Origin of the sequence: Rhizobium sp. SRDI969, from assembly GCF_025152725.1 — a bacterium.
Classification (GTDB): Bacteria; Pseudomonadota; Alphaproteobacteria; order Rhizobiales; family Rhizobiaceae; genus Rhizobium; species Rhizobium leguminosarum_I.
Window position 1 is genome coordinate 289,470 of the sequence record NZ_CP104035.1, and the last position, 13,087, is coordinate 302,556.

12 protein-coding genes and 1 pseudogene are annotated in these 13,087 nt (G+C 60.6%); 5 read left to right on the forward strand and 8 right to left on the reverse strand.

Annotated features, from left to right (window positions below):
- Positions 1-14 precede the first annotated feature (14 nt).
- Positions 15-749 (reverse strand): GDSL-type esterase/lipase family protein, encoded by a 735-nt coding sequence (locus N2A41_RS01445; protein WP_260110061.1) that lies wholly within the window; start codon positions 747-749, stop codon positions 15-17.
- A gap of 236 nt (positions 750-985) precedes the next feature.
- Between N2A41_RS01445 and ku (N2A41_RS01450) the strand changes: the two are divergent.
- Positions 986-1,788 (forward strand): annotated as a pseudogene (gene ku, locus N2A41_RS01450) (non-homologous end joining protein Ku).
- 179 nt (positions 1,789-1,967) lie between these two features.
- Here the strand turns inward: ku (N2A41_RS01450) and ku (N2A41_RS01455) are convergent.
- The 3 genes from ku (N2A41_RS01455) to N2A41_RS01465 all read right to left on the reverse strand — a co-directional run bounded on the left by ku (N2A41_RS01455) (position 1,968) and on the right by N2A41_RS01465 (position 3,404).
- Positions 1,968-2,822: a non-homologous end joining protein Ku gene (gene ku, locus N2A41_RS01455; protein WP_260110062.1), complete on the reverse strand. Its 855-nt coding sequence runs from the start codon at positions 2,820-2,822 to the stop codon at positions 1,968-1,970.
- An 18-nt stretch (positions 2,823-2,840) separates the two neighbouring features.
- Positions 2,841-3,071, reverse strand: coding sequence for a DUF2188 domain-containing protein (locus N2A41_RS01460; protein WP_222386398.1), 231 nt, complete (start codon positions 3,069-3,071; stop codon positions 2,841-2,843).
- Between the two features lie 72 nt (positions 3,072-3,143).
- Positions 3,144-3,404, reverse strand: a complete 261-nt coding sequence (locus N2A41_RS01465; RefSeq protein ID WP_222386397.1) for a hypothetical protein — start codon at positions 3,402-3,404, stop codon at positions 3,144-3,146.
- Between the two features lie 145 nt (positions 3,405-3,549).
- On the opposite strand from N2A41_RS01465, the gene N2A41_RS01470 reads away from it, so the two are divergent.
- The 3 genes from N2A41_RS01470 to N2A41_RS01480 all read left to right on the forward strand — a co-directional run bounded on the left by N2A41_RS01470 (position 3,550) and on the right by N2A41_RS01480 (position 6,631).
- The gene (locus tag N2A41_RS01470; RefSeq protein ID WP_017966992.1) at positions 3,550-3,978 is read left to right on the forward strand and encodes an OsmC family protein; all 429 of its coding nucleotides are present in this window, start codon (positions 3,550-3,552) and stop codon (positions 3,976-3,978) included.
- A gap of 47 nt (positions 3,979-4,025) precedes the next feature.
- Positions 4,026-5,510: an FAD/NAD(P)-binding protein gene (locus tag N2A41_RS01475; protein ID WP_260110063.1), complete on the forward strand. Its 1,485-nt coding sequence runs from the start codon at positions 4,026-4,028 to the stop codon at positions 5,508-5,510.
- Between the two features lie 215 nt (positions 5,511-5,725).
- A complete protein-coding gene (locus N2A41_RS01480) occupies positions 5,726-6,631 on the forward strand; it encodes a DMT family transporter (RefSeq protein WP_260110064.1) in 906 nt (301 codons plus the stop codon).
- Positions 6,632-6,646: 15 nt separating this feature from the next.
- Here the strand turns inward: N2A41_RS01480 and N2A41_RS01485 are convergent, their stop codons facing one another.
- Genes N2A41_RS01485 through N2A41_RS01500 form a run of 4 tightly spaced genes read right to left on the reverse strand, consistent with a single transcriptional unit; the run spans position 6,647 to position 12,606 of the window.
- Positions 6,647-8,266: a VOC family protein gene (locus tag N2A41_RS01485; RefSeq protein ID WP_260110065.1), complete on the reverse strand. Its 1,620-nt coding sequence runs from the start codon at positions 8,264-8,266 to the stop codon at positions 6,647-6,649.
- A gap of 21 nt (positions 8,267-8,287) precedes the next feature.
- On the reverse strand, positions 8,288-9,883 hold the full coding sequence (locus N2A41_RS01490; protein ID WP_260110066.1) for a response regulator: 1,596 nt from the start codon (positions 9,881-9,883) through the stop codon (positions 8,288-8,290).
- A gap of 4 nt (positions 9,884-9,887) precedes the next feature.
- Complete coding sequence (locus tag N2A41_RS01495; RefSeq protein WP_017966997.1) at positions 9,888-10,313, reverse strand: response regulator; 426 nt, start codon at positions 10,311-10,313, stop codon at positions 9,888-9,890.
- Positions 10,300-12,606, reverse strand: coding sequence for a sensor histidine kinase (locus N2A41_RS01500; RefSeq protein ID WP_260110067.1), 2,307 nt, complete (start codon positions 12,604-12,606; stop codon positions 10,300-10,302). The genes N2A41_RS01495 and N2A41_RS01500 overlap by 14 nt, the downstream gene beginning before the upstream one ends.
- A gap of 28 nt (positions 12,607-12,634) precedes the next feature.
- Between N2A41_RS01500 and N2A41_RS01505 the strand changes: the two genes are divergently transcribed.
- The gene (locus N2A41_RS01505) at positions 12,635-13,012 is read left to right on the forward strand and encodes a response regulator (protein WP_170276774.1); all 378 of its coding nucleotides are present in this window, start codon (positions 12,635-12,637) and stop codon (positions 13,010-13,012) included.
- The last annotated feature ends 75 nt before the right edge of the window (positions 13,013-13,087 follow it).

The window sequence follows — 13,087 nt, forward strand, 5'->3', positions numbered from 1 at the left end:
CTGAGCGGCAAAAATCAAAGCTGTAGACCCGCTGCGGCGAGGAAGCTCGTGATCAGCTTGTATGCCCCTTCATTAAAATGAAGATGGTCAGGCTTGTAGTTGGAACATTCTTTATCGCTTGGCTTACCGCACCGCAACATATCATCGTTCATTTGAACAAACGTGACACCCGGCATTTCAGCCAATGACGATGCGACAAGCTGGTTGGCCGGAATTCGTACATTCTCGTAGAAGGCATAGCGCTTGCCCCGGGGCGGTATGGACAAAGCATAAATGTGGGCGCCTGGCCAAAGAGCGCGAACCTTGCTGACAACAGCGACAACACCAGCTGCCACGGCGCATGGCGCAGTTTTCGCCCCCAGATTGTTCGTGCCGATAAGCACGACGACATCGGCGGGATGGAAATCCGGAAGGTTTAGACCATCGAGGCGGTACAGTGCATTTTGCGTGGTATCGCCAGCGACCCCGAGGTTCATCACTGGGCGCGTGGGAAAGCTGTCCTTGATCCAAGGCTGCCAGAGCTCGACAAGTGAATCGCCGACAAGAGCCAGATTGTATCGGGCCGATTTGTCGCGGTAGCTGGGAAGAGCTCGATCATATCTCTTGTTTGCCGGCTTTTGTTGAGCCGACACATTCGACGCTTTTGCAGGGTCGGGGCATTCCTGTGCGAAGGACGGGCCAGCATTGCTGACAATGAAAAGGAAATTCAATGCGAGGACGATGACAAGGTTGGCGAAGAGTCGCAACATTCAGATTACCGATATCCTGACGTCTTGGGGCTTTCATTATTGAAGAGGAAAATGGCGGTGGCAAGGAAAGAGTGGCTGTGTCTCTCCGCCCACAATGCTCGGCCCCGTTGGCAGCCGATCCATGAAATGGAAATCACTGACCGCAACTGATCAACGAAGTCTTCAATTGCCGGAACCAAAGATCGAACCAGCCCGTTGATTGCCATGCCCAACTGTGCGCGGGAGACAGGACAGACATGGCACGTCAGACATTCTGGAAAGGTTATCTCAAGCTCTCGCTCGTCACTGCCGCCGTCTCGCTGACGCCGGCGACGACCGAAAGCAACAAGGTCCGTTTCCATGTCCTCAATCGCCAGACGAAGAACCGCGTCGAAAGCCGCTATGTCGACAGCGTCACGCATAAACCGGTGGCCGAGCGGGACCAGGTGAAGGGCTATCCGCGCGGCGAGGTCGACTATGTTCTTCTCGAAGACGAGGAGATCGAGGAAGTCGGGCTCGAAAGCACCCGCACCATCGAGATCGACAGTTTCGTGCCGCGCGGATCGATCGATTGGATCTGGTACGACAAACCGCAATTTTCTGGCGCCCGAGGACAAGGTCGGGGTGGAAGCCTTCTGCGTGATCCGCGAGGCGATGAAGGCGAATGACGTGGTCGGCATCGCCCGCCTTGTCCTTTACCGTCGTGAGCGTGCCGTGCTGTTGGAGCCGCAAGGCAAAGGCATCGTTCTCTGGACCCTGCGCTATGGCGACGAGGTGCGTGAACCCGTGGCTGAACTCGACGAGAAGACCGAGATCGACAGCAAGCTGCTGACGCTGATGACGCAACTTGTGAAGGAAGAGACGAAGGATTGGAGCCCCATCATGGTGCAGGACCCAGAAACGCCTGAAATCGATGCTCCGTGGCAAGCAGAAGAGCTTGAAGAAGGCCGCGCCCGCGAAAAAACCTGCACCCGTGAAATCGACGGGCAATGTCATCAATATCATGGATGCGCTGAAAAAGAGCCTGGCCGCGGAAGGCGGCCAGAAGTCGCGCCAATGAAGAAGCGGCCAGCAATTTTGGGGAAACGACATTTCTAAATCAAAGACTTAAAACGCACTGCGGGAATCCACTTTGACGCGCTTCAGGTCCAGCGGCTTCGCCGGCACGACAAGCTGATGCATTCGCGCGAGGTCGGGTGCGCCTGAGATGCCTATCGCCCGCCAACGGGCGAGGCCATCTCAGCTTGCCTTCTTGCTGCGGCTGTCGCTGCGCGCCGGCGCCTTCTTCTTCGCCAGGGCCTTCTTTGTTGGAGCCTTGCCGCTCATCTTCGCGCTCTGTCGCAGCGCTTCCATCAGGTCGACGACCTTGCGTTCCGGCGGCTCTTTCTTCTTCGGTGGTGCCCGGCCCTCGATCTTCGCTTTCACCAGTTCGACGAGGGCAGCCTCGTAGCGATCTTCGTATTCGCTCGGTTCGAAGCTGCCACGCTTGGTCTCCAGGATATGGCCTGCGAGTTCGAGCATCTCCTTGTCGAACTTGATGTCTGGAATGTCCTTGAAGATGGTATCGGCCGAGCGCACCTCGTAGTCGAAATTCAGCATGGTCGCGACGATGTAGTCGTCATGAGGACGGATCAGCAGCGTCCGGTTGCGCCGGAAAAGCACGGCTTCGGCCAGCGCCGCGACCTTGCCGTCACGCATGCCCCTGGCGATCAGCGACAGCGCCTTCTCGTCGTGTTCGTCGACGGGCGCGAGATAGTAAGGGCGGTCGAAATAAAGCTTGTCGATATCGTCATAGGCGATGAAAGCCTTGATATTGAGGACCTTGTCGCTTTCCGGCATGATTTCGGCGATCTCGTCGCCCTCGATGACGATGTAATCGCCATTCTCCATCTGGTAGCCCTTGACCTGGTCGCCCCGCTCAACCGGTTTGCCGGTCTCGCTGTCGACGAATTGCCGTTCTACCCGGTGGCCGGTCCTGCGGTTGATGATATTGAAAGAGACACGGTCGGAGGAGGAAACAGCGGTATAGAGCCCGACGGCGCAGGCAAGGTCGCCCACCTTGAGATGACCTTTCCAGCTTGCCCGGGCGGCCATTCCATCCTCCGCGGCCAATCAGAGCCGGCTGCCGCTCTTGTCGGTGTCGATTGGCTGGACTTCCCAGCCGCCATCAGGCGCGGGATAGGCGAGCAGCGCATCGCCATCGCCGATCTTCTGCCTCGATGCAGCGTCCTTGGCATGGATAATTGCTTCATCCGCTGTCGCATAGGTTTCCGAAAGTGTGTCGCCGAGCTTATAGGCCCAACCATTGTCATGCGGCACGACCTGATAGGTGATATCGGCCATTTCGGATCTCCTCTTTTATTCAACAGTGAGAACATGATGCCGAAAACTGCTCACGGTTTTCGGTATCATGTTCTACTTCCGATGTGGTTTGCGCCGTTCGTCGAGCGCAATGATCTTCTCCAGCGATGCGATGTCCTCGCTGGTGACGACGGCAACCGGATCGGCAGCGATGGCTTCCAGCACCTCTCGCGAGATCGCGCCATTGCGAATCGCCCATTCCAGCGTTTCGCGCGTTGCCCGCTCGGCCTTCAGCTGCGCATAGAGCGCAACGATCAGACGATCGCGAGCATCCATCCGCCGGCTCTGGTTATCCACGCTGCGGACATCAGGCATCGCAATCCACCTTTGTCACTGATTTCGTTCAGGTGTATTCAACTGATGAGGGATGGAAAGGTTCCGAAACCGATGGGCGGGCCATTGCCATTGCCGCGCTGGGAGGAAATCACCATCTGCAGGATATTCGCAAGAGGATTTCAACATGGCCGATCTCAAGGCTCGTCCCCGCCCGACCGGCGCTACCGCCGTTCTCGGCCGGACGGGTTTCCCGCACGTCACTTCCGCCACCAAGGGCGAAATCGATATCGTCACCGCGCCGTCGCAGCCGGGTTTCAATCCGCTCGATCTGCTCTATTCCTCGCTCTCGGCCTGCCTGGTGCTCAGCGCCCGCATCGCCGCCAGCCAGATGGGCATTCTCGACAAGATCAGCGAGATCACTGCCGAGGTCACCGGCGAGAAGGCGACGGAAGGCCTTTCGCGCGTTGCCAAGTTCAATATCGCCTTCTCCATCAAGGGCGATATCGATGAGGAAACCCGGCAGAAAATCGCCCATGCCGCCGAAGACGAGATCTGCACGGTGAGCAACACCATCCGCGGCGATCCCGAGTTCTCGACGACGATATCGGGCTAAATCATATAATAATTATAGACAACTGGAGGAGGAGGATTGCGTGACCAATGCCCCGCTTCTATGCTCGGGCATCGAAAGCAATGATCCCGGCCATCATGCAGCCCAAGCCTCTCCCGACGTCTGAACAGCCCGTCGTCGCCATCATAGGCGGCGGTGTCTCCGGCGCCGGCGTGGCCTATCATCTCGCGAGAGCCGACTGCGGCGAGCGCCCTGCCATCGTGGTCTTCGAGCCGCGCGCCGAGCTCGGCCACGGCCTTGCCTATGACACCGCCGATCCGGCCCACCGCATCAATGTTCCTGCCGCCAAGATGAGCCTGCAGCCCGACGACCTGGGGGAATTCCAGGCCTGGATCGAAGCCCGCAACGCCGTCGCCGACGACCCTGAGGCCAAGCAGCCCGAGGGCCTGCTCTTCCCCCGGCGCCGGCTGTTCGGCGATTATGTCGCCTCGCTGCTGAAGCCGCTGCTGGAAGATGGTGCCGTGCGTCATTGCCGCGCCGCAGTGACTGGGGTCGAGCGCGGTGCCGGCCGCTGGTTGATCCTCGACGACAGAGGCGGCGTGACGGAGGCCGATATTGTCGCGATCGCCACCAGCCATCCGGCGCCGGCAGCCCCCGGCCGGCTTGCAAGCCGGCTTGCGGCCCATCCCCGTTTCATCGCCGATACCACCAAGCCCGGCGCGATCGAGGTGATCCGTCCGCATGATCGGGTGCTGGTCATCGGCAACGGCCTGACGGCTGCCGATGTCATTGCCTCGCTTGCTGGGCGCGGGCATGACGGTCCGGTAACCGCGATCTCGCGCCGCGGTCTGCGGTCTCGCGGGCATGCGCCGGTGCCGCAGCAGCTTTTCGGCGATTTCGTCTCCGATGCGACCCATTCCGCCGTGTCGCTGCTGAGAGGGATCCGCGCCGCCATAAAAGCCGCGAAGGAAGAGGGCATAAGCTGGCATGGTGTGATCGACCAAGTGCGGGCGCAGGGATACGATCTCTGGCAGGTGCTGCCGGTTGCCGAACGACGCCGCCTCGTCCGCCATCTGCGTCCCTATTGGGACGTGCACCGTTTCCGTATCGCCCCGCAGGTAGAGGTCGTGCTCGACGCGGCGATTGCCTCGGGCCGCCTCGATATCCTGGCCGGCTCGGTCGCCGATGCCCGCATCGAAGGCGAGTTCATGCTTTGCATCCTGCAGCCGCGTCATCAGCGCCAGCCGTTGGAGCGGCGCTATGACGCCGTCGTCGTCACCACCGGCCCGGCGCATGGCGGCATTCTCGAGACCCAGCCGTGGCTCGCGGCACTCGCGGCAAGCGGTCACCTGTCGCTTGATCCCACCGGCCTTGGCCTTGCCTGCACCGAGCGTTCTGAGGCGATCGGCCCGTCGGGAACGACAGACCCTTCGCTGCTGATCTCCGGCCCGCTGGCGCGCGGCACCTTCGGCGAGCTGATGGGACTGCCGCAGGTGACCGAGCATGCCTTCTTCGTCGCCGGCGAGATCGCCGAAAAGCTACGGACGAGCGCGACGAATAGGCATCCTGCCTGATTCTCCACCAATATGTCGCTCTTCGACTGTCGTCGGTCATCGACTTCTGATAGTCACTCGGCCACTACTGCATAATTCCTTAAATCGGAATCGATTTAAGGATAAAATTATGCAGCAATTTTAAGTGTTACAGCGTCCTTTGCGCGTCTGGAAAGACGCGCGGCGCTGTAATATCTCGCCGGCCCGGCATTCGGGCGACCAGAAATATCGAGACTATGTCGCAGGCTGCCTCCACCCTTTCCGAAGCCCCGCCTTCCAATCGTTTCGCCCTTGCGTCGCTTCTTCTCGGCGGGGCGGCGATCGGCGGCTCGCCGATCTTCGTCAGGCTGTCTGAGGTCGGCCCGATGGCGACGGCCTTCTGGCGCGTGGCGCTGGCGCTGATCCCGATCGTCATCGTCTCGCTCATGAAGAAGGATGCGGGGCCGAAGCCGCAAAGCCTTTCCGACTATGGCATGCTGGTCCTGCCAGGCGTGATGTTGGCGCTCGACCTCGGCGCCTGGCATCTTTCGCTCACCATGACGTCGGTCGCCAACGCAACGCTGCTTGCCAACCTCGCACCGGTTTTCGTTACGCTGATCGCTTTCCTCTTTTTCAGCGCGAGGATCAGCCGCATCTTCCTGTTCGGGCTTGTCCTGGCGCTGTCAGGCGTCGTCATTCTGAAGGGTGGACCGGCAGCCATCGGCAATGGCGACCTTCGCGGCGATGGCATCGCGATGATCGCCGCCTTCTTCTATGCCTGCTACATCCTCGCAATCGGCAGGCTGCGCAGCCGCTTCGATACCATCCGCATCATGTTGTGGAGCACGGCATCGGCTGCCGCCTTCATCTTTCCGGTCGGCTCCTTCTACGAAGGTCACATGCTGCCCGCGACCGTCTATGGCTGGTCGATCGTCTTCGGCCTCGCCTTTATCAGCCATGCCGGCGGGCAGGTGGCGATCACCTATGCGCTCGCCTATCTGCCGCCAGCCTTCTCCTCGCTGACACTGCTGCTGCAGCCGGTGGTCGCGGCCATCCTTGCCTGGGCGCTGCTCAACGAGGCGATCGGGACGATGCAGGCGCTCGGCGGCGCCGTGGTGCTTGCCGGCATCATGGTTGCCCGGACATCCCGCGTTCAGGTGTGAAGCCGAGCCCGATCGTCAGCGATTTTCCTGCAGCAGCCATTTCTGGATGATCGGCACATCGGCATCACCGAGATCGTGGCCGCCGGGGATGACGTCGGAATCGACGGTGGCGCCCGAACTCTTCAGCCTCTCCTCCAACTCGCTCGCATATTTGCCGTAGGCATCCGTCTTGCCGCTGATGACGAGCAGGTCCGTGCCCTTCAGATCGGCATGCGGATAGTCGCTGAGAACGGGCATGGAGCGCAGCAGCACCGCCTTATGAACCAGGTTTGGATGCAGATAGAGCAGCGAGTTCAAAAGATTGGCGCCATTGGAGTAGCCGACATAGACGACCTTATCAGGATCGAGCCCGTAGGATTTGACGGCCCCCTCGATGAAGGCCGCAAAGGCCTCGGCCTCGGTCTTGATGTCGTTCTGGTCGAAGGAAAAGGGGGTAATGCGCTTGTACCAGCGCGGAAAACCTTCCTCCGTCGCCCGGCCGCGCACGCCGAGCAGCGTTGCCCGCGGCGCCACCTTGTTCAAGAGCGGCATCAGCGTCGTCTCATTGCCGCCGGATCCGTGCAGGAGCACGAAGACGCTGCCGTCTGGGTCGGGGGGCGTATAGAAGCGATGGACGAATGGCAGCTCGCGATAATTGATGCGCGGCTGACCGGGCATTGAAAATTGCGGCAGCATCACCTTCAGGTCATGGAGATTGGTGATGGCTTCGGGTGGCGCGAACAGCTTGCCTCCGAGGGCGGCGTGCTCTTCGTCCACGGTCATGCCCGGCTTGTCGGTCGCGAGCTCCACCAGCGTGCCTCCGGGCTCGCGGGCGTAGAGCGAGCGGAAATATTTGCGGTCGTGCATGTTGGTCGGTGACGCGTCGGTCGCCTCGAGCGCCTTGCGCACCGAAAGCAGCGTCTCCTCGTCGGCGGCGCGGAAGGCGACGTGATCGACCGTGCCGGTGCCCGGCGCGCCGGACCAGAAGCCGCGCGCATCGCGCACGTCGATGATGTCGCCGGACTGCGACACCAGCCTGTCGATCGTGCCGCGGTTGGCCTGGAAACGGTAACCGAAATGGCTCTCGATGAAGCTGCGGCTTTCGGCGGGCTTCTCCGTCAGCATGGTCGCGCCACGAACGCGCTGGATGGCATGCTCGACTGGGATCGAGGCGCCATCCCAGGCGGCCGGCGATACCAGGTTCTTTGCGCCTGCGAGCTTGAGGATGATGTTGTCGGGGTCCTTCAGCCGCAGCACAGGCTCGCCGAATTCGTCGGCCGGTCCTTCCGAACGCAGGCCGAAGCTCATGGCGCGCGTCAGCCAGTAGCCTATGCTGGCGGGGTTTATCGACAGCGATATTTCGCTGATCTGGCCATAGCCGGCCCGGCCGGGCGTACCATCTTCCCAGGCGAGGAAGGTCAGCAGAGAACCTGGTGTTCCTGCAGCATCGCCATAGAAAAGATGAAGTTGCGTCGCGTCCTCGTAACCGGCCGTCTGCTTGACGAGCCGCATGCCGAGAAATCCAGCGTAGAAGTCCACGTTCGCCTGCACCTTTCGGGTGACGGCCGTGACGTGATGTATGCCTGATACCATCGAGAGCAGTCCTGATTGAAGCGGCGTCGTCAGGAGCGCCAGTATGAGAGCTGCAAAGGTCATACCGTTGCCAATGACGATCGCTTAGTTTTGTTCCGCACAAAGCGCAAGCGAATCGCCGCGCTGCAACAACTCCAAATGTTCGACATCTTCGAGCGCCTCTTCCAGTTGCTGCAGGGTCGGCGGCTTGACCATATAGGCGCGCGCGCCGAGACTTCTGGCCCGCCGCATGTCGCTCTCGTCGCTTGATGTGCTGAGAATGCAGACGGGAATTTGCTTGAGGCGGACATCGGCTGAAAGCGCATGCAGCACCTCGAAGCCGTCCATGATCGGCATGTTGATGTCGAGCAGCATCAGGTCGATCTGCGGCACATCGGCGATGCCAGCGCGTTCTTCGAGCAGCCGCATTGCCTCGCGTCCATTGGTGGCGACATGCAGGTTGAAATTCACCTTCTCCCGCCGCATCAGCTTGATCTTCAGAATCTGGATGTCGGCCGGGCTGTCTTCCACCAGCAGCACTTCGGCCAGCCTGCCCGAACCTTCGCCTGGCTGCTCCGCCGGCCTGGCGCTGTGCGGGATGGCCGATGCGGCAGGCGGCGTGGACCTCGCCTCGGCGCGCGGCACTTCGAGAATGAAGGTGGCGCCCGGCCCGTTTTCTGCCTCGCACCAGATAGAGCCGCCATGCATCTGTGCGATGCGGCGGCAGATGGCAAGGCCGAGCCCGGTGCCTTCGATGCCGCGGCCGACGAGGCGCTTGAACGGCTGGAAGATCAGCTCGCGATGCTCAGGATCGATGCCGGGCCCGTTGTCACGCACGGTGAGGCGGAAGATATCGCCCTGCGTTTCGCCTGCGATGCTGATCTCCGGAACTTTCTGCTCGCAATAGCGGATGGCATTCGACACCAGGTTCTGCAGGAGCTGGGTCAGCAGCGTCGCATCGCCCATCACCTCCGGCAGTGCCCCGCGGATGATGATGGCGCCACGGCTTTCGGTCTGCTGACGCAGATTGTCTTCCACTTGGTCGAGCACATCAGAGAGCGAGACCGGCCTGAGCTCCAGCCCGCCGGAGGCCTCCAGCCTGGTGAAGCCCGAGACCTTGACGATCAGGTCTTCCATATGATCGGCGGCGCTGAGCACGTAATCGAGCAGTTCCCGGTCTTCGGCCGGAAGCGCGGCAGAACCGTGCAGGATGCGGCTGAAGGATTTGATCGTCCGGAGCGGCTCCTTCAGATCATGGGCCATGGCGCGGGTGAAGATCTCAAGCGATTGCCGCTTCTGCTCCAGCTTTGCTTCCAGCATGCCATGCATGATGGCGTTCTGGATGCAGCGGTGCAGTGTTTCAGGCGACAGCGAATCCTTTGTCAGATAGTCGCGCGCGCCGCTCTTCATCACCTCGACGGCCACGGTTTCGTTGCCCTGGCCGGTCAGCATGATGACGTTGGCGGCGGGATCATCCTCCAGGATATCGGCGAGAACGCCGAGCCCGTCGCGACCCGGCAGCGAATAGTCGAGCAGGATGCAGTCCGGCCGTTTCCGTCCGTTCAGTGCAAGGCCCTCTTCGCCCGTCTCCGCCTCCACGACGGTATAGGCAGTACTGGAGACGCGGCCCAATATGCGGCGATAGACCTCGCGATCGTCGATGTTGTCGTCGATGATGAGAATGCAGCAGTGTTCCGCCAATCTGTCAGTCCTCGAGCGGCAGGATCGCGATTTCGAACCAGTATTCCTTCAGCCGCTGGATCGCAGCGAAGAGCCCGTCGAGATCGACCGGCTTCTGCACATAGGTATTGGCGCCGAGCGCATAGCAGCCGTCGATATCGCGCTCGTCGTCGGAGGTCGTGAGGATCACCACCGGGATCTTGCGCCAGCCGGCGTTCGACTTGATCGCCTCCAGCGTCTTGCGGCCGTCAAGACCCGGCATGTTGAGATCGAGCAGGATCAGTCCAGGTTTCGGCACCATCGAGGCGAGCATGTCGAGCGCTTCTTGACCGGAGGCCGCCCAGCGGATCGAGTTGCGCAGGTTGGTGCGTTTGAAGGCGCGCATCGTCGCTTCGAAATCGTCCTCGCTATCCTCGACGATCAGGATCGGTTGCGTGTCACGCTGCTGCATTCTGCCCCTCGCGCTTTTTTCCCAGGGTGAAATAAAATGTCGTGCCGGTGCCGACTTCGGATTCCAGCCAGATATCGCCATTGTGCCGCGCGATGATCTTGCGGACGAAGGTAAGGCCTGCTCCGGTGCCGTCGTCGGAATCCTGCGACTTTTCCAGCCGCTTGAAAATGCGGAAAATATCCTCGTGGAATTCCTGCGGAATGCCCTTGCCGTTATCCTTAACGAAAAACACGTTGCGGGCAACCGTGCCGTCCTTGCCGACGAACCGATCGAGGTAACCGATCGAGACGAGCGGCGCCGGCTTGTCATTGTATTTGATCGCATTGGTGATGAGATTGCGGAAGACTTCGGTCAGCCGCGGCGCGTCGCAGACCACCTCCGGCAGCCGGCCGTCGATGATGACCTTGGCATGCCGCTCCTCCAGCAACAGCTCCATGGTTGCGACGACGTCCTTGACGATCAGGCCGATATCGGTGCGTTTGACCGCCAGTTGCTGCCGCCCGAGCCGGGAGAAATAAAGAAGGTCGTTGACGAGTTTCTCCATGCGCTGGCTGAGGCGCACGAGCCGGTTCAGCCGGCGCACGCCGTCCTCGTCGAGCTTGTCTTCATAGTCCTCCAGGAGGAAGCGGGAATGGTTGTGCAGGCCGCGCAGCGGTTCCTTGAGATCATGCGAGGCGATATAGGCGAATTCATCGAGGTCGTGGTTGCTGCGCTCGAGCTCGGCCGTATAGGCCTCGAGCTGGGAAAGCGTCGTTTTCATCCGTTCCTCCTGGCGGACGCGTTCGCTGATGTCGCGCACGATACCGACAAAGGTCTTCGTTTGGCCGGTGACGACTGCGCTGATGGAAACATCGATCGGAAAGACGATGCCGTTCTTGCGTCGTCCGGAAACCGTGCGGGTCGTGCCGATGATGCGCTCCTCGCCGGTCTGCCGGTGATGGGCGAGATAGCCGTCGTGCTCGGAATGGTAGGGTTCGGGCATCAGCATCTTGATGTTTTTGCCGATCGTCTCCTGCGGGGAGTAACCGAACATGCTTTCAGCCGCCGGATTGAAATTCTTGACCGTTCCACGCTCGTCGATGACGACGACGGCATCAGGCGTGCCGCGCACCAGCGCGCCGAAGCGGACGCGCTCGCTTTCCAGGTTATAGTTGTTGCGCATGAAATAGAAGACGAGGATCGCGATCAGCCAAAGCGTGGCAGCCGTAATAGTGCGGTTGGCGATTTCCTGCCAGAACGCCGTCTCGTTGTGCTTGACGGCGAAGAAGCCGAGCATCAGGAGCACGGTGCAGGCAAAGGCGAAAAAAAGCGGCGCATTTCTGTTGCCGAACCAGAGGGCCGTCAACACCAGCGGCACATAGAGAATGCCGTTGGCGACACCCAGCGGCGTATAGAGATCGACAAGAATGCCAGTGAAGCAGACCGCAGCCGGGATCCACAGCGGGATCTGCGCCCGGTTTGTCGGCTGCATCCACCAGGAGCGGGCGAGAAGCCCCGAGCCGAAGATCACTATGCCGATCGCCGTATGCAGCGCCATCGCCGCATAGGGTCCCCAGCGGTAACCCTGTTCGGCATCGGTGACATAGCCGGCCAGCGCGATCATGCCGAGCGTGATGACGACATAGCTCGTCAGTTCCTGCATCACTTGGCTTATCGACTTCTCCATGTGGAGCGAGAGCAGCAGCGAAAGATTGGCGATCAGGAAGACCAAAGCGGTGTTCGGCCCCATGCCGCCGCCGATCTTGGCGATGAAATCGGGCGGAACCAGGAAGCGCGTGATCGACATGTCGACATTGTGAAAAGCCCGCCCGATGGTGACGATTTCCACGAGCCGGGCCGCAGCGATCGCTGCCGCAAGCCCCGCCAGGATCGTTGCCGTTACGCGAAAACGGCTGGCCGGCAGTGTCGAGGCGGCAAGCCCCACGCCGGAAAGCACGAAGCAGAGAGCAGTGTTGAAGGCCATCGACGGAAAGCCGGGAACCAGCGAAATGACAATCTCGACCTGCAGTAGCCAGCCGGAAAGGGCCGTCACCCCGAGAAGGAACATCAGGCAGCCGACCGCAATCGCAAAGGCACGGTAGTGCCGCCTTGGCTGGTCCTGCAGGTCCACGTTGCCCTGATCCTGCACCCGTGTCTCCTCCTTCGGTTCGCGCGGCCATTTTTTCCGAAATCGAGGAATACTCAATAGGCAAGGCGGGGCGGTGCCACGCTTTTTGCGAAATGATCTGCGATAAGGTATATCGAATTTCAGTGGAATCGCGATATGGTGATGTCGAAGGACAGCGAGGTTCATTCGAACAATATCCAAATTACGGTGCTAGATGACCACCCTATTTTATGTCGACGACAGCAAGGATGATCTCTTCTATCTCGACTATATCTGCAGAAGGCAGCAGATAGACGTCGATCTATTCTGTTTTCCCACGGCCGAAATGGCGCTGGAAGCGCTGGAGATGCGCGCGGCGGAAGGCAAGACCTCGCCTGACCTGCTGGTCGCCGATCTCTACATGCCACTCGATAGCGGCATCGGCCTGATCACTCGGTTGCGCCTGGATGATCGTTTCAAGGCGATGCGGCTTGCTATCTGCAGCGGATCGGATGCTGCCGAGGATCGCGCGCGTTCGCTCGAGGCCGGCGCCGATGCCTATATGGAAAAGCCACTTGACCTTGCCGCGATCATTCACAATCTCGAGATGTAGAAAACGGCGAAAGCCGGATGACCTGCTCCGCCTCATTCGTCCAAGCCATATGACAAACCGCAATTGACAAGGTCG